This window comes from Flavobacterium sp. GCM10023249 (genome assembly GCF_042653365.1).
Taxonomy (GTDB): domain Bacteria; phylum Bacteroidota; class Bacteroidia; order Flavobacteriales; family Flavobacteriaceae; genus Flavobacterium.
Map to the genome: position 1 here is coordinate 716,682 of NZ_JBHSHZ010000006.1, position 16,427 is coordinate 733,108.

Sequence of the window (16,427 nt, forward strand, 5' to 3'; positions counted from 1 at the left end):
ATCGTTTATTCGTAGTCTAATTTAAACTTCTTTTTCAGTTGTTCTATTTTTTTAGTTTCGCCAAAAATATACATCGCATCTTGTCCTCCGGTACTAACGTAAACAAATTCTTCTGTTATCCCAGAATCTTTTACAATTAAGTCCAATAATTTTGGAAAACTTTCCATATCATACCAGTCGCCGAAATCTTCTGGAAACATTACATAACATTTGTTTTTATAATGAACCAAAAACTGGTAGTCTAACTGCTCTTTTTGGGGATTCAACTTTGCAATTACAACCGATTGTATACCGCTAATTTTATGCTTGGATGCCTGAGCAAAATTATCCAATAATACATCATAGTCTACTGGTGTGAATCCGGTTTCGGTATCAAATGCCACACTGATTTTAGCGATTTCCATACAGGTATAAATCGAATTGAGGTCATTGGGATACTCATTTTCAGTCAGGTAGTTGGTAACCTGTTCTTTCGAAATCGGCTGTTCAATTAAGCCGCTACTATAAAGGTACTGATTGATTTCGTCAAACGTATATTTGTTAATGGTAAACGCTTCCAACAATTGGTGTTGTAGTTCTTTGGAGCGGATGTTTTCTCGAACCAATAAGGTAAATTCCTCTTTTTTCTTGTTCTTAAAATACGTTAGTAATCGGTCATGATCATAGGCGTCTGTAAATCCAAATCGGTCAAACTGTTGTAAAACGTGTTGCTCAATATTTTTGTTTTCTTGTAAAAATGGATCTTTTTGAATCACTTCAAGCATTTCAAAGTAAATGTCTTTTTTTGTAAGACTCTCCAATGTAGCGCCTACTTTCTCTGAATTGTTTAGAAACCGTATTGATGTCAGCTTTATTTTATTTTTAAAATCGTCAATATCTTCCATCCCTTTTAATTCTTTGATCAAGATATCTTCAATTTTTTTAAGTAAGCCGAATGTTCTTTGATCTCCATTATCCAGTACTATTGAAAGTAAAGCAAGTTTAAGTTGTGATTCTGAAAAAAAGGAGAAATGGGTGTCATGTTTAAAATCGGCATTCGTAACAGGATTTTTTTCAAGGTAATCAAAAACAATGTCTAAGATTTTCTTTTTTTCCTGCTCTGATCCTTTTTTCAATATTTCTGAAATTCCCTCAAAAATCCACGTTTCGTGAAGTAAATTTTTACCTTGTTTAAAATAGAGTTCGTGGATGTAATTGACTGCTTTTTCTGTTGTGCCTTCTTGGGCAAGCCAGAAGAAAATACGTCCGTTATCCTTCGATTGCCCTGAGAGTAATCGGTTTTCAAATAAAGGAATACTTCCTTCTATCTTGTTAATTCCTAAAAATTGAACAATAATATGTTCTAGATTTTCATCTTCAATGTATTGAAAAAGCAGTTGCTTTATCGCTGGATCAAGAATTAGTTTCTTGGGTTTCTCATCAAAACCCAAATCCATTTCAGAAAGCAGGGTATTGATTTTTTCTAGATTTTTTTCTCTTAAAATCTTTATAATATCGGGTACAACCGAATTGTCACCATTGCGATAGCGTCTCCCAAGTTTGGATTCGTGCTCCAACTTTAGTTTAGCCTCCTTCTTTTTTTTCTCAACAACACATTTTTCAATATATTGAGAAATCAATTGCACCTCTTTGGTATCGGTAATGGTAAGGAGTGTAGGGACTTTTTTCTCCTTGTTGTATTTCTGAATTATTTTTTGAACGGCGATACTGTCTTTCTTTAAGCTTTGTGCATTTACCGATGTAAGTATGCCCAGCAATAGAAAGGAAAGTGAATGGTTTACAACGAATAAACTAAGATTTTGGATAATTTGAAATAACTTATTTTTCATTCTTCCGATTCAGTTTGTATACAATCATAATGCCACCACGGTAGGGCAATAATTCGCCACTTTTGTTGAAGTGTCTGGCATTTTCATAACGTTCTCCGGTACTTAATAAATAACCGTTATAGTAGGCTTGTTGGGATCCGCCTCCTAAAAAGGCATCCATTGCAAAGCGCTCATTAATTTTTACTTGATAACCCACCGTAACACCGTAGAGTACATTATATCCTTTTTGGTAATAGTCGGTATTGATATAGCTCCACTTCTGCATTTTGAAAGCCGAAGCACCTACATGTCCACCTATATAGAATCCTTCCATCGCTTTTTTGGGGTAATACCGAAACTCAGGAATCACCATATAAGCCTGCTGTGGAGCACCGTTGATCGATTTCCAAACCGAAGCCAAAGCATCTACTTGAAAACTGGTTTTCTGTCCCAAAGCAGTTTCAATCCCAACTTGTGGAAAACCAAGAACGCTGATGACATTGGCCTTTACAGTAGTTTGTGCTTGTGAAAAGTGACAAACCAACAGCAATAGAAAAATAAAGGAACTAGTAGTGAGGCGACGACGCATGCCCAAGATTACTTTTGGTATTCTTTAACGGCTTCAATAAAAGCTTTAGCATGGTCTACCGGGATGTTCGGTAAAATACCGTGTCCAAGGTTTACAATGTATTTGTCCTTTCCAAATTCATCAATCATCTCATGTACCATTTTTTTGATGGTAGGTATTGGAGATAATAAACGTGATGGGTCAAAATTACCCTGTAGTGTGATGTTACCGCCGGTTAAATAACGGGCGTTTCTTGCCGAACATGTCCAGTCTACTCCTAAAGCTGATGCTTTCGATTTCGACATTTCATTCAAGGCAAACCAACATCCTTTACCGAAAACAATTACTTCTGTTTCTTCGGCTAAAGCTTCTACAATCTGGTTGATGTATTGCCATGAGAATTCCTGATAATCTACAGGCGATAACATTCCGCCCCAAGAATCAAAAATCTGTACGGCATTTACGCCTGATTTTACTTTTTCTTTTAAGTATAAAATGGTGGTATCTGTAATTTTCTGTAATAAAGAATGTGCTGCTACCGGGTTTGAAAAACAGAATCCTTTGGCAGTATCGAAACTTTTAGATCCTTTCCCTTCTACAGCATAACAGAAAATAGTCCATGGGGAACCCGCAAAACCAATCAAAGGTACTTCGTCGTTCAACATTTCTTTGGTCAGTTTGATGGCATCCATTACATAGCCCAAACTTTCTTCAATATTCGGAATGAATACTTTTTCAACTTGCTCTGTTGATCGGATAGGATCCGGGATAATTGGACCTAAATTGTCTTTTAATTCCACATGGATTCCCATAGCTCTTGGAACTACAAGAATATCAGAGAATAAAATCGCAGCATCCGGCTTCACAATTCGGATAGGTTGAACTGTAATTTCGGCAGCCAATTCAGGGGTTTCACAACGGGTAAAAAAATCATATTTATCACGTAATGCTCTGAATTCTGGTAAATATCTTCCGGCCTGACGCATCATCCAAACAGGTGGACGTTCAACAGTTTCTCCTTTTAATGCTCTTAAAAATAGGTCGTTTTTTATCATCTTATTGCTTTTAGCGAACTGCTATTCGTGTTTGTAATAATTTATGGTTTGAATAATCGTGTTTTCCACAGTAGGTTGATTCGCGATTATAATGTTTTTTATTTTCTTGGATTCCAATGCTTCTGCAGTAGTGTTGCCTATGCAGAATGCAATTTCATCAGTAATGTTGTTTTGCTGAAAATAACTTTCTACCGCCGACGGACTAAAAAATAGAATACAGTCCGGTTTGGCGTTCATCTTTTGGGGTGTTAAAAGTGTTTCATAAACCTGTATCTCATTGAAAACAATTCCGGCTTCCTTCAATAAATCAGGAAGGGTATCCCGACGTAAAGTACCACTAAAAAAAGTATAACTTAAATCACTATATACTAAAGCTATGATTTCGGCCAAATCTTGTGCATATCCGGTATAAGCCACTACCTTAAATCCGTTTTCTTCCAGTAATGCTTTTGTTTTTAATCCCACACAGAAGACTTCTTTGGACTTCAACTGCTCAATAGAGGGATGATTCAATAGTGCATTTACAGCATTCTGACTCGTAAAAATCAAAGCACTATTGGTGTTTTTTAATTCGAAATCCAAGGTTTTGGTTTCGATGAAATCTGCTTCAATAACAGAGAAATCTGCATTCAATAAAAACTGCTTTTGATTGGTCAAAAGTGTTTTGGTTGAGAGTATACGGATTTGTTTCGCTGCCATAAACCGGTTATTTTTTTAATTTTTCCTTGATGTCGGCCATCAATTCCGCACCACCATTGGCTAAGATTTCTTTTGCACAATGGAATCCTAATTTCTTCCATTCCGAAATATCAAAAGCACGGTCTATTTCTAATTTCTGCTGACCATCCAACGAAAACAATACACCCTGAAATTCAATCGTATCATTATCTTCATTGTATTTTGCTAAAGCACCGATGGGTGCAGTACAACCGCCTTCTAATGTTCTTAAGAATTGACGTTCTATGTAGGTGCAAATTTCGGTTTCAACATGATTCAACTCACGCAATGCTTCCAATGCAAACGTGTCATTTTCCATGGCCACTACTAACATGGCACCCTGAGCAGGTGCAGGAATCATCCAATTCAAATCAATATAAGTTTCAGGTTTTAAATTGATTCGCTCTAAACCTGCTGCTGCAAAAACAGCTCCATTCCAGTCGTTGTCTTGTAGTTTCTGCATGCGTGTATTGACATTTCCACGCAAATCAACTACCGTATGAGTAGGGTATTTGTTCAGCCATTGTGCCTGACGGCGTAAGCTTCCAGTAGCGATAGTTCCGGTTGATTCCAAAAAATCAAGATTGCCTTTGTGTACCAAGATATCTAGTGTGTTGGCGCGTTCTAAAACTGCTGCCTGTACTATCCCTTTTGGCAAAGCAGTCGGCACATCTTTCATAGAATGTACCGCAATATCCACTTGACCTGAAATCATGGCTACATCAAGTGTTTTAGTGAAAATTCCGGTAATTCCTAATTCGTATAAGGGTTTGTCAAGTATGATATCACCTTGCGATTTTACGGCAATGATTTCTGTGGGATAACCTAAATCGTTTAACTGCTTTTCAACAGTATGCGCCTGCCATAAAGCTAATTCACTATCGCGGGTTCCTATTCGGATGTTTTTTTTGTTTGAACTTTGTTTTGACACGTATATTGGAGTGTTTATCAGTGTTGTACTGATTGGCTTTTACAATTGAAATATCTTTTGGATCCATTCTACACTTTCGTCAACCGTAGTGTTTTCGTCTTTTAAATGATTCGCAAAATGATTGGTTATTTTTTGGATAATTCGGTTACTGATGATTTCAGCTTGTTCCTCATCAAAATTATCCATTTTTTTCTTTTGGTAGGTCAATTCTGTTTGTTTGATAGCATTCAGTTTCGCCTTTAACGCATGAATGGTTGGAGCATACTTTCTGCCTTTAGACCAAGTAATAAACTCTTCTTTGATTTCTTCAATAATCGCTTCGGCAGCCGGTACTTGTTTCTTTCTGTTTTCCAAAGTTTCATCTGTAATTTGCGACAAATGATCCATGTGTACCAGTGCTACACCTTCTACATCCAATACGTTTTCGTTTACGTTTTTCGGAATCGATAAATCTAAAATCAAAAGTGGTTTTTTTAGATTTAGAATAGCCTTGTCTACTGTAGGGTTTTGTGCACCAGTGGCAACCACTAAAACATCGGCTTTTTGAATCTCAACCTGTAAATCAGTATAGTCTTTAACAATTAAGTCTAGTTTTTTTGCTAGTTTTTCTGCTTTATCTTTGGTACGGTTAATTAAGGTAATTTGGTCGTGTTTGGTATGTTTTACCAGATTCTCACAAGTATTTCTTCCTATTTTTCCAGTACCGAAAAGTAAAATGTTTTTCTCCGAGATATCGGGAACAGTCTTGAAAATATATTGTACTGAGGCAAACGACACCGAGGTAGCTCCAGAGGAAATTTCGGTTTCATTTTTCACTCTTTTGCTTGCCTGTATTACTGCATTGACCAAACGTTCAATATAAGCGTTAATCAATCCGTGTTTTTTAGAAGTAACAAACGCGTTTTTGATTTGAGATATGATTTCAAAATCACCTAAAATCTGGCTATCCAATCCAGTGCCTACACGAAATAAATGATTGATGGCTTCTTTGCTTTTGTAAACGTAAGCTACTTTTTGAAAGTCCTCTACTGTGCCTTGACTATTGTCACACAATAATTTGATGAGTTGGAATGGATGTTGTGCAAAACCGTAGATCTCGGTTCTGTTACAAGTTGAAGTAACAATTAAACTTTCTATACCTTCATTTTTTGCTTGAGTTAACAAGGATTCTTTAGCCTGTTCGTCCAGACTAAATTTTCCTCTTATCTCCGCATCAGCCTTCAAATAACTTAATCCAATTGCGTAAAATGTAGTGGTTTTGGCCTCCAAATTGTTCGTCATCCCTTAAAATCAATTGATGGGACAAATTTAATCGGTAGGAATTTATAAAAGTAACGCTAAAAGTTCTTTTTGTGTCGCTAAACGTTTTTTTGGGAATAAAAAAGATTTCAATCGTTATTTCTTTTATTTTTGTAGCAAAATAGGGTCGTTAGAACATGATTATGTAGAATCATTCTAAATAAATAGTTTTCTAGACTTTTGTTTATATTGAAAAAAAGTATCGCTATGAGTACCAGAGAAGCATCAAATTTTTCGGAAGAGATTAAAATTGACGATGAGTTTATTTTAATTCGTTTTCAGAATGATACCGTAGAACATCTGACCTATAAGCGTCAGGTTAAGACCGGATTGATTCAGTTTCATTTTGGTTTAAAAGGCAAGGCAAAATTTATTTTTAACCAAGGGAATTATACGCTGGATTTGATGGAAGAAAAGTCTTTACTTTTTTATAATCCTGAAAAAGAATTGCCTTTGGACGTTGTTTTAGAACCGAAATCCTGGATAATCTCCATTTTGATCTCCATAAAAAAATTCCATGGTTTGTTTACTTCCGATGCCGATCACATTCCGTTTTTAAGTGAACAGAACAAAGACCGAAAGTATTATGGGGAAGAGAATATTACGCCTTCAATGGCAATTGTACTAAATCAGATGTTTCATTATAGTCTCAATCCTTCCATAAAAAATTTATACTACAAAGGGAAAGGATACGAATTGTTGAGTTTGTTTTTTAATAAAAATGAAGACCCTAATGCGGAACAATGCCCCTTTCTTATAGATGAGGAGAATGTGCAGCGTATTAAGAAAGCCAAAGAAATTATTATAGCCAATATGGCCGAACCTCCAGGCTTGGAAGAGTTGGCACATCAGGTTGGTTTAAACCTAAAAAAACTAAAAGCCGGTTTCAAACAAATTTATGGAGATACGGTTTATGGTTTTTTGTTTGATTATAAAATGGAGTATGCTCGGAATTTGTTAGATTCTGGTTCCTACAATGTGAATGAAGTCGGACTAAAAATAGGCTACAGTACCGCCAGTCATTTCATTGCAGCATTTAAGAAAAAGTACAATACTACACCCAAGAAATATTTATTAGAAAAAAGCATATAGATGAAAGGAGTTTTATTAGTGAATTTAGGATCTCCGGAAAGTCCGGATCCAAAAGATGTGAAACCATATTTGGATGAATTTTTAATGGATAAATACGTGATTGATGTTCCGTATTTGTTGCGTGCATTTTTAGTACGAGGAATTATTTTACGAAAACGACCAGAAGAATCTGCTCATGCCTATGGTAAAATATGGACAAAAGAAGGTTCTCCGTTAGTGGTGATTTCTAAAAATGTACATCAAAAAGTACAAGAAAGAGTTGCTATTCCAATCGCTTTGTCAATGCGTTATGGTTCAATGACCATTCAAAAAGGACTTCAAGAGTTAAAAGATAAAGGTGTTACTGAAGTATTGCTTTTGCCAATGTATCCACAGTATGCAATGGCATCGACCAAAACAATTATAGTTTTAGCGGAAGAGTTGCGTAAAAAGCTTTTCCCTGAAATGAAATTCACGGTCATCAATTCATTTTACAACCGAAAAGAGTATATTCAAAATTTAGCCGATTCCATTAAAAAACATTTGGAAGGATTCGAGTACGACCATCTTTTATTCTCTTATCACGGGATTCCTGAACGTCATATCCGTAAAACCGATGTAACCAAATCTCATTGTAAAATTGATAAAAGTTGTTGTGTGACGGCATCTCCGGCTCATGAATTTTGTTACCGTCATCAATGTTTTGAAACCACACGCCAAGTAGTTGAACTTTTAAATATTCCAAAAGAAAAATACAGTGAAACGTTCCAGTCTAGACTAGCTGGTGACAAATGGCTTGAACCGTATACTGATATCGAAATCAATAAAATGCCGAAAAAAGGTATCAAAAATTTAGCAGTGGTTACTCCTGCATTTGTTGCCGATTGTTTGGAAACTTTGGAGGAAATTGCCATGAGAGCTAATGAAGATTTCGTAGAAAATGGTGGTGAGAAATTCAAAGCGATACCTTGCCTGAATGATGATGAAGCTTGGATGGATACTTTAGCAAAATGGATTACCGATTGGGCTAAAAATTAACCAATATGGAGCTTTACAATTACATCAAATCACTGCATTTAATTTTTGTAATCACATGGTTTGCCGGATTGTTTTATATCGTACGCTTATTTGTTTACCATGCCGAAGCGAAACAAAAGCCTGAACCTGAACAACAAATCCTAATCAAACAATACCAGTTGATGCAATACCGTTTGTGGTATATTATTACATGGCCAAGTGCGATTTTGGCTAGTTTTTTTGCGTATTGGATGTTGTTTTTTACAGATGCAGGTACAGTTTGGCTAAGCCAATCGTGGATGCATGTTAAATTGGGATTTGTGTTTCTTTTGTATTTCTACCATTTGAAATGCCATCAAATTTTTCTTCAGCTACAAAAAGACGATGTAAAGCATTCTTCAGGATTTTTCCGATTATGGAATGAAGGTGCTACCCTAATTTTATTCGCAGTTGTTTTTTTGGTTATCCTAAAAAATGCCATCAATTGGATTTATGGGGTAATAGGTATTGTACTTTTTTCTGTACTTTTAATGCTGGGTTATAAATTCTACAAACAAATCAGAGAAAAAAAGTAATCAATGGAAACCCTTTTGAAGGTAAAAAACTGGTCGTTACGCGTTAGAATCTTTTTAGCAATGATTCTCATAACGATTGTATCGTCTATTTTAATTGCCGGGGTATCATTAGTGCATTTTCAAATTGAAAATCAAGAGTACCATCAGGACAGGCTAATTCGGAAGGAAAATCAAATTAAGCAACATATTCAATATGTCCTCGAAGTGACTCCGCATCCACTGACAACATTCAACTTGCAATCTATTTTTAAAGATAAAATATTTGAGATTGCTGATATTCATAATATCGAAATCGATATTTATGACTTATCTGGACATTTGATAATTACATCGAAAGCACCCATAATAAAAGGACAGTTGTCTCCTAATTTACCTGAAGCAATAATTCGTAGAATTAAAACTTCAGAAAACAACAGGTATGTATCCATAGCCGAAGACGAGCAAAATACCTACCGTTTTTCCTATACGTATCTGATGGATTATATCGAAGACAAACCGATAGGGATAATTCGTTTACCCTACGTTGAAGAAGATGATTTTTACAAAGAAGAAATTATCAGTTTCCTGAAAATTTTTGGGATGGTATATTTTGGAATGATTGTTATTTCTATTTGGATTGCGTATTATTTATCACGTTATATCACGAGATCTCTTAAAACCATTTCCGATCGTTTAACCGAGACATCTTTAACGGAGAAGAACGAAAAAATTGATTTAGTAACCAATAGTTATGAAATCGATAGATTAATACAATCGTACAATCATATGATCGATGAGTTGGAAGAAAGCGCCAACAAATTAGCACAAGGTGAAAGGGAAGGAGCTTGGCGAGAAATGGCGAAACAAGTGGCCCACGAAATTAAAAATCCTTTAACACCAATGCGTTTGACTGTGCAGAGCTTTGAAATGCGATTTAACCCAGAAGATCCAAATGCAAAACAAAAACTTGCGGATTATTCCAGAACTTTAATTCAGCAAATTGACACGATGAGCGCTGTAGCTTCTGCTTTTTCTAATTTTGCTTCGATGCCGGCACAGCAAAACGAAACCCTTAATGTGGTGGATGTAGTGGATTTGGCACTGGATATTTTTAATGAGGATTACATCGAATTTTCAAGCGAATCGGAAGAAATTATTACCAAAATTGATAGAACGCAACTGATTCGTATTATCACCAATTTAGTTAAAAATGCTATACAGGCAATTCCAGAAGAACAAGATATCAAAAGAATTGACGTTACGGTAAAAAGAGAAGATGGAAATGCGGTCATTAAGGTGCATGACAATGGAAATGGAATAGCCGTAGAGGATTTTGACCGAATTTTTGAGCCTAAATTTACAACCAAAACCAGCGGAATGGGATTGGGATTGGCAATTATTAAAAATATTATAGAAAATTATAACGGAACCATTACCTTCGATTCTACCATTGGTAAAGGAACTGTTTTCAAAGTAACATTACCTATCATTAACCAATAATTTAGTTATGACATTTGAGAATATTTTAGTCGAACACGAAAAAGGAATTGCAACAGTAACCATTAATCGTCCCGAAAAATTGAATGCATTGAATAAAGCTACTATTGAAGAGTTGCATGATGTATTAAAACAATTGGATGCGAATGAAAATGTACAAGTGGTTATCATTACCGGAAGTGGTGAAAAAGCTTTCGTTGCGGGTGCTGATATTTCAGAATTTGCTCATTTCTCGGCAAAAGAAGGCGCGCAATTAGCAGCCAAAGGACAGGAATTGTTGTTCAATTTTGTAGAAAACATGAAAACACCGGTAATCGCTGCAGTGAACGGTTTTGCTCTAGGAGGTGGATTGGAATTGGCCATGTCGTGTCATTTCCGTATCGCTTCAGATAATGCTAAAATGGGTTTGCCTGAAGTTTCTTTAGGAGTTATTCCAGGATATGGTGGAACGCAACGTTTGCCTCAATTAGTAGGTAAAGGTCGTGCAATGGAGATGATTATGACTGCAGGTATGATTGATGCTGCAACAGCATTGAATTATGGTTTGGTAAATCATGTGGTGCCACAAGCAGATTTATTTGCTACCTACATGACTATTGCCAATAAAATTTTGAAAAATTCACCGGTTGCTATCAGTAAAGCTATGCAGGCTGTGAATGCCAATTTTAAAGACGGCGTAAATGGTTATGATATCGAAATTAATAAATTCGGTGAATGTTTTGCTACTGCCGATTTTAAAGAAGGTACAACGGCTTTCTTAGAAAAGAGAAAAGCCGAATTTACTGGAAAATAATGTATAAATAAAAAGAGAACCATTACGGTTCTCTTTTTTATTTATGGCCTTCCCATTCCGCGTAAAATTGGGAAAGAAATTGTTCCATGTAACGATGACGTTCTTCCGCAATTTTCTTGCCGGATACAGTATTCATTTTGTCTTTTAAGAGCAGTAGTTTCTCGTAAAAATGATTGATAGTTGGGGAATCACTTTTTTTGTATTCTTCCTTACTCATGTTGAGGTTGGGTTGAATGTTCGGATTGTATAAGGCACGGTTTTTAAAACCACCATAATTGAAAGCTCTTGCCACACCTATCGCTCCTATAGCGTCTAATCGATCGGCATCCTGAACAATTTCCAACTCAATAGAGTTGAATTTCTTCTCGAAATTCCCACCTTTGAATGATATGTTTTCAATGATGTTAATGACATGTTGGATGGTTTCTTCTGCGGCATTTTGACTTTCCAAAAATTCACGAGCTACTTTTGGACCAACCGTTTCGTCGCCATTGTGGAACTTACTATCGGCTACATCATGCAACAAAGCACCTAACTTCACAACCGTCAAATCGCAGTCTTCTCCTTGTGCAATCAATAAAGCATTTTTAAACACACGCTCGATATGAAACCAATCATGTCCTCCTTCGGCATCGTGTAATTGTTCTTTGACGAAGGTAATGGTAGTATCGATCAAGCTCATATTAAACGGTTATTGAAGGTTGTACCCATTTGAATAATTTTTCTTCTGCAGGAATTACTAAACGTTCCGCAATTCTGGTCATTCGTGAAGGTAATTTCATTAAATAATCTCTCGCTTTTTCTGCTTCATCTGTCAAACCAGTAATCTTATCAATTTCCCATTTGTCAATTAATTTTTGAAGAATCTCTACATAATCCATAGCAGTATATACTCCAATACGTTGCGCCGATTCTGAGAATTTTTCAAAGGCTGTACCTATAGATTCTCCAGATTCACGAATTAAATGCGCAGGCATAGTGATTTTTTGTTTCATCATGTATTGAAAAGACAACATCATTTCGCTTGGATCAATTTTGAAAATACGGTTAACAAACTCTGAATAAGCATGATGGTGGCGCATTTCGTCCCCAGCAATCAAACGACAAATTTTAGATAATTTGTGATCTCCAAATCGTTTGGCAATTTGAGCTACACGATTGTGAGAAATGTAAGTTGCTAATTCTTGAAAGCTAGTAAATACAAAGTTTTTGTAAGGATCTCTGTCGGTTCCCGGATCAAAACCGTCATTAATTAAATGCTGTGTAGTAATTTCCACTTCACGCATGTTTACTTTTCCGGATAGGTACAAATATTTGTTTAATAGATCGCCATGACGGTTTTCTTCTCCCGTCCATTGACGTAGCCATTTTGCCCATCCGTTATCGCCGCCTTCTCCTTTTTGAGAAACGCCTTCCACGTCCATCAACCAAGATTCATAAGTTGGTAAAGCTTCTTCGGTAATGGTGTCGCCGACTAAAACTACCCAGAAATCATACGGTAAATCTTTTGCAATTTCTCTCAATTCTGTTACTTCTTCTAGAAAAGTATCTTTTTCAGAATTGGGTAATAAATCACTTGGCTGCCATATTTTTTCTACAGGCATCAAGTAGGTCTCGACAAAGGAGTCGATGTTTTTTTCTAAAAACTGCATCACTTCACGACGCACATTTTGTATAGACATAATTAACTTTTTTTGATGTTTTGCGTGATAACACTTTCGGTTTTTTCGATAATTTCTTCGAAAGTATGATCGCTAATTTTAAGTGGTTTGTGAATGGTAAACGACAAACGATTCCCCAAACCTAAAGGGAATTGTCCATAACGCGTCATTTTCCATGAATTGTTTATGGTAACAGGTAAAAAGTACGCGTCGGGCGCAAATTTATACAGCATTTTCAATCCGTTGACAGCAAAAGGTTTTGGTACACCGGTTTTGCTTCTTGTTCCTTCCGGAAAAATAACAACAGAATAATTATTTTTGTTAATATACTCAGCTACACGTTTGATTTCAGGCAGAGCTTGTTTCGGATCTTTTCTGTCTATAAGTGCAGAGCCACCATGGCGGAGATTAAAGGAAACACTTGGAATTCCTTTCCCTAATTCTTTTTTACTGATGAATTTTGGATGGCATTTTCTTAAAAACCAAATATACGGCGGAATATCGTATAAACTTTGATGATTGCTTACAATAATTAACGGCTGATTGTTGGGTATATTTTCAAAACCTTCAATCGAATAAGTAGTGCCGAGTAGGTGAGTGGTTCGAACTAAAAAACCATTTAAAATCGCAACACTCCATCGATGTGCGTTATAACCGAATACAGTAATACAAAACCATTGAATTGGATGAAACAGAACTAGCCAAAATCCGAAAAATAAATAATAGACTATAGATAGCGGATAGGAAATAATTTTTTGCATCGCTTTAAAGTTTGCACAAAATAAATAAAAAAATGTCATTCTGATGAAAGGATAGCCTTCTTCCAGAATGACATTTGTATTGTAATCAAATCAATTAACAGAATTCGCTATACGCATCTGTTAAATTTTCTGCAATAATTTCAGCTGGGCGACCTTCAATGTGGTGACGCTCTAACATGTGAACCAATTCTCCGTCTTTAAATAAAGCAATGCTTGGTGAAGACGGTGGAAAAGGAAACATGTGTTGGCGAGCAGCATCTACAGCTTCTTTGTCTACACCTGCAAAAACAGTTACCAAGTGGTCTGGTTTTTTGGCACCAGCTAAACTCATTTTAGCTCCCGGGCGCGCATTACGTGCTGCACAACCACAAACCGAATTTACCACTACTAATGTTGTTCCTTTTTGAGCTAAAGCATTTTCGACAGCTTCAGCACTATATAAATCTTGAAAACCTGCCTCTGATAATTCAGCACGCATTGGTTTTACCATTTCCTCTGGATACATAATTTTTGAGTTAAAAAGTTAACGAACGCAAAGGTACGAACTTGATGGATTATCTTCTAGTATGTTTGGCTATTTTTTAACGAATTATTCTTTTTTTGAATTCAGCTCAAAATCATTGACATGAAGTTTTTTGATGAGATCAAACATGGGACATCGTTTGCAACGCTTGCTTTCTTTTTTTTTGTACTTCTCACAGCATTTCGACTTACAATCTTTGGCGATTTTAAGTTGTTTTTGCAACACTTTATCGTGTTTCTCTTTTTTTTTATGTTTCTCTTTTTTACTCAAAACATAATGGGATACGATTAATTTTTGGCCCCCACCGAACTTTTAACATTCAGTTGTTGTATGTCTCTGTCAAATAGATATAACCCTCCTTTGTCATCTCCAATAAGATTGATTTTATCCAAAATGGTTTTCGCTTGTGCTTCTTCTTCGATTTGTTCGGCTACATACCATTGTAAGAAATTGTGGGTGGCATAATCTTTTTCCTGTAAAGCAATATGTACCAGTTCGTTGATTGAGTTGGACACGAATAATTCGTGCTTGTACAATTCTTCAAACATTTCTTTAAAATCGCCAAATTGTGTTTTGGGTGCTTTTAGTTCGGTTACAGTTGCGTGTCCGCCACGTTCGTTAAGGTATTTAATCAGTTTGAGCATGTGCGCTCTTTCTTCATCCGATTGTAAATACATAAAACTGGCAATTCCTTCAAAACCTTTAGTTTCGGCCCAGCAAGCCATAGATAAATAAATTTGTGAAGATTCGGCTTCGATACGAACTTGGTTATTTAATGCTGATTCGATACTTTTAGATAACATAACTTTACTTTTTTCATAAAGTTACGAATTTTTTTATTGCATTTCTGCTTTCAATCTTTCTAAAAATAATCCTACATGATAGCCATCCATTAGACCGTGATGTACGTGTACAGAGAAAGGCATACTTTTTATTCCATCGGTTTCAGTGTGTTCACCAAAGGCTATTTTTGGACAGCTGTCAGGGTAATTAAAGCCGCGTGCATGAGAAACGGATGAGAAATTGACCCATGGTACTGCAGAGAAATGAATCAAATTCACTTCATTGAATTCGCGGGTAAACAATCCAGAAGTAGTTTGAATTCTTTGGATTTCTTTTTGGGCAATTTCATTAAATCTATGAATGTCTTCGTCAAACTCGATGAATGAAAAGCCAAAAGTTTTGTCTTCACGCATAATGGTTGCCGAAACATTGATTCTGTCAAATACAACCACTTCATTGTTTATGATCCTATACCTGAAATTTTCAATACTATTAATTGCGATAAGCGTTTTATGTAGGTAATAGACAAAAAACGAAATGTTTAACTCTTTCGCTTTTTCATAGGCTCCCGTGCAATCCAGTGGAATGGTAAACCCAAAAAAAGGTTCTTCCATTTTGCTGAAGAACTCGTAATGTTCTTTACGATTCCAGGTGGCTATATCAAGTTTGCGCATCATTATAACAAAGGTAAGATATTCATAATTTGTTCAACCGCACGAAAGTTAATGTGGTCGATTTCAAAATCTATTTTTTCGTATTCCCATGTCGTATGGTAAGGTATATGAATAGCGTGACCACCTATGTTCAATACAGGAAGAACATCTGATTTCAGTGAATTGCCAATCATTAAAAATTCAGATTCTTTGATATCCAGTCGGGACAACATTTTTTGATAATCCAAATCGGTTTTATCGCTCATTACTTCAATATGGTGAAAATAATGACCCAAATGCGAATCGTGTAATTTGCGATGTTGGTCTTTCAAGTCGCCTTTAGTAGCTACAATCAATTTGTATTTACCGTGGAGTTCTTTTAAAACAGTTTCTACATTAGGTAACAATTCCACCGGTTTTTCCAATAATTCCTTTCCTATTTGCAGAATTTTTTCCACTGCTTTACCGGAAAGCTGATGATTGGTCAAGGACAAACCCGTCTCAATCATGGATAACGTAAATGCTTTAATCCCGAAACCATACAAGGGTAAGTTTTTTACTTGATGCGTCAGAATGAGCTGTAACAATTCCTGACGAGAAGCAAAGTCCTGGAATAGGTCGCAAAACTTGGCCTGTGCTTCATCAAAATAAGGTTCGTTGTGCCATAAAGTGTCGTCGGCATCAAATGCGATTACTTTAATGTTCATTAGGGTGTGAATTTTCAAAAATCTTTCTT

General features: G+C 36.0%; 18 protein-coding genes. 5 read left to right on the top strand and 13 right to left on the bottom strand.

Annotated features, from left to right (window positions below; genetic code table 11):
- Nucleotides 1-5 precede the first annotated feature (5 nt).
- From ACFO7M_RS04725 to hemA, 6 genes are read right to left on the bottom strand one after another with little or no spacing between them, the layout of a single operon-like run.
- The gene (locus ACFO7M_RS04725) at nt 6-1,829 is read right to left on the bottom strand and encodes a hypothetical protein (RefSeq protein ID WP_379734317.1); all 1,824 of its coding nucleotides are present in this window, start codon (nt 1,827-1,829) and stop codon (nt 6-8) included.
- Nucleotides 1,819-2,397 carry a DUF3575 domain-containing protein gene (locus tag ACFO7M_RS04730; protein ID WP_379734319.1) on the bottom strand — a complete coding sequence of 193 codons (579 nt, stop codon included), beginning with the start codon at nt 2,395-2,397 and terminating at the stop codon, nt 1,819-1,821. The genes ACFO7M_RS04725 and ACFO7M_RS04730 overlap by 11 nt, the downstream gene beginning before the upstream one ends.
- A gap of 8 nt (nt 2,398-2,405) precedes the next feature.
- Complete coding sequence (gene hemE, locus ACFO7M_RS04735; RefSeq protein WP_379717569.1) at nt 2,406-3,431, bottom strand: uroporphyrinogen decarboxylase; 1,026 nt, start codon at nt 3,429-3,431, stop codon at nt 2,406-2,408.
- A 21-nt stretch (nt 3,432-3,452) separates the two neighbouring features.
- Nucleotides 3,453-4,130, bottom strand: coding sequence for a uroporphyrinogen-III synthase (locus tag ACFO7M_RS04740; protein WP_379717567.1), 678 nt, complete (start codon nt 4,128-4,130; stop codon nt 3,453-3,455).
- 7 nt (nt 4,131-4,137) lie between these two features.
- Nucleotides 4,138-5,079 carry a hydroxymethylbilane synthase gene (hemC, locus tag ACFO7M_RS04745; protein ID WP_379717565.1) on the bottom strand — a complete coding sequence of 314 codons (942 nt, stop codon included), beginning with the start codon at nt 5,077-5,079 and terminating at the stop codon, nt 4,138-4,140.
- A gap of 39 nt (nt 5,080-5,118) precedes the next feature.
- Nucleotides 5,119-6,360: a glutamyl-tRNA reductase gene (gene hemA / locus ACFO7M_RS04750; RefSeq protein WP_379717564.1), complete on the bottom strand. Its 1,242-nt coding sequence runs from the start codon at nt 6,358-6,360 to the stop codon at nt 5,119-5,121.
- A 225-nt stretch (nt 6,361-6,585) separates the two neighbouring features.
- Between hemA and ACFO7M_RS04755 the strand changes: the two genes are divergently transcribed.
- Genes ACFO7M_RS04755 through ACFO7M_RS04775 form a run of 5 tightly spaced genes read left to right on the top strand, consistent with a single transcriptional unit; the run spans nt 6,586 to nt 11,310 of the window.
- On the top strand, nt 6,586-7,470 hold the full coding sequence (locus ACFO7M_RS04755) for a helix-turn-helix transcriptional regulator (protein WP_379734321.1): 885 nt from the start codon (nt 6,586-6,588) through the stop codon (nt 7,468-7,470).
- On the top strand, nt 7,471-8,487 hold the full coding sequence (gene hemH / locus ACFO7M_RS04760; RefSeq protein ID WP_379717560.1) for a ferrochelatase: 1,017 nt from the start codon (nt 7,471-7,473) through the stop codon (nt 8,485-8,487).
- Between the two features lie 5 nt (nt 8,488-8,492).
- Nucleotides 8,493-9,041 carry a CopD family protein gene (locus ACFO7M_RS04765; RefSeq protein ID WP_379734323.1) on the top strand — a complete coding sequence of 183 codons (549 nt, stop codon included), beginning with the start codon at nt 8,493-8,495 and terminating at the stop codon, nt 9,039-9,041.
- A 60-nt stretch (nt 9,042-9,101) separates the two neighbouring features.
- Nucleotides 9,102-10,520, top strand: a complete 1,419-nt coding sequence (locus ACFO7M_RS04770) for a sensor histidine kinase (protein WP_379734501.1) — start codon at nt 9,102-9,104, stop codon at nt 10,518-10,520.
- A gap of 7 nt (nt 10,521-10,527) precedes the next feature.
- Nucleotides 10,528-11,310, top strand: coding sequence for an enoyl-CoA hydratase/isomerase family protein (locus ACFO7M_RS04775; protein ID WP_379734325.1), 783 nt, complete (start codon nt 10,528-10,530; stop codon nt 11,308-11,310).
- 37 nt (nt 11,311-11,347) lie between these two features.
- Here the strand turns inward: ACFO7M_RS04775 and ACFO7M_RS04780 are convergent, their stop codons facing one another.
- From ACFO7M_RS04780 to ACFO7M_RS04810, 7 genes are all read right to left on the bottom strand, one after another.
- On the bottom strand, nt 11,348-11,992 hold the full coding sequence (locus ACFO7M_RS04780) for an HD domain-containing protein (protein WP_379734327.1): 645 nt from the start codon (nt 11,990-11,992) through the stop codon (nt 11,348-11,350).
- A gap of 1 nt (nt 11,993) precedes the next feature.
- Nucleotides 11,994-12,992 carry an acyl-ACP desaturase gene (locus ACFO7M_RS04785; protein ID WP_379717552.1) on the bottom strand — a complete coding sequence of 333 codons (999 nt, stop codon included), beginning with the start codon at nt 12,990-12,992 and terminating at the stop codon, nt 11,994-11,996.
- 2 nt (nt 12,993-12,994) lie between these two features.
- The gene (locus tag ACFO7M_RS04790; protein ID WP_379717550.1) at nt 12,995-13,732 is read right to left on the bottom strand and encodes a lysophospholipid acyltransferase family protein; all 738 of its coding nucleotides are present in this window, start codon (nt 13,730-13,732) and stop codon (nt 12,995-12,997) included.
- 94 nt (nt 13,733-13,826) lie between these two features.
- Nucleotides 13,827-14,237, bottom strand: a complete 411-nt coding sequence (locus ACFO7M_RS04795) for a BrxA/BrxB family bacilliredoxin (protein ID WP_379717548.1) — start codon at nt 14,235-14,237, stop codon at nt 13,827-13,829.
- Nucleotides 14,238-14,542: 305 nt separating this feature from the next.
- The gene (locus ACFO7M_RS04800; protein ID WP_379717546.1) at nt 14,543-15,058 is read right to left on the bottom strand and encodes a ferritin; all 516 of its coding nucleotides are present in this window, start codon (nt 15,056-15,058) and stop codon (nt 14,543-14,545) included.
- 33 nt (nt 15,059-15,091) lie between these two features.
- Nucleotides 15,092-15,715 carry a CatA-like O-acetyltransferase gene (locus ACFO7M_RS04805; protein ID WP_379734329.1) on the bottom strand — a complete coding sequence of 208 codons (624 nt, stop codon included), beginning with the start codon at nt 15,713-15,715 and terminating at the stop codon, nt 15,092-15,094.
- Nucleotides 15,715-16,398, bottom strand: coding sequence for an HAD family hydrolase (locus tag ACFO7M_RS04810; protein WP_379734331.1), 684 nt, complete (start codon nt 16,396-16,398; stop codon nt 15,715-15,717). The genes ACFO7M_RS04805 and ACFO7M_RS04810 overlap by 1 nt, the downstream gene beginning before the upstream one ends.
- Nucleotides 16,399-16,427 lie beyond the last annotated feature (29 nt).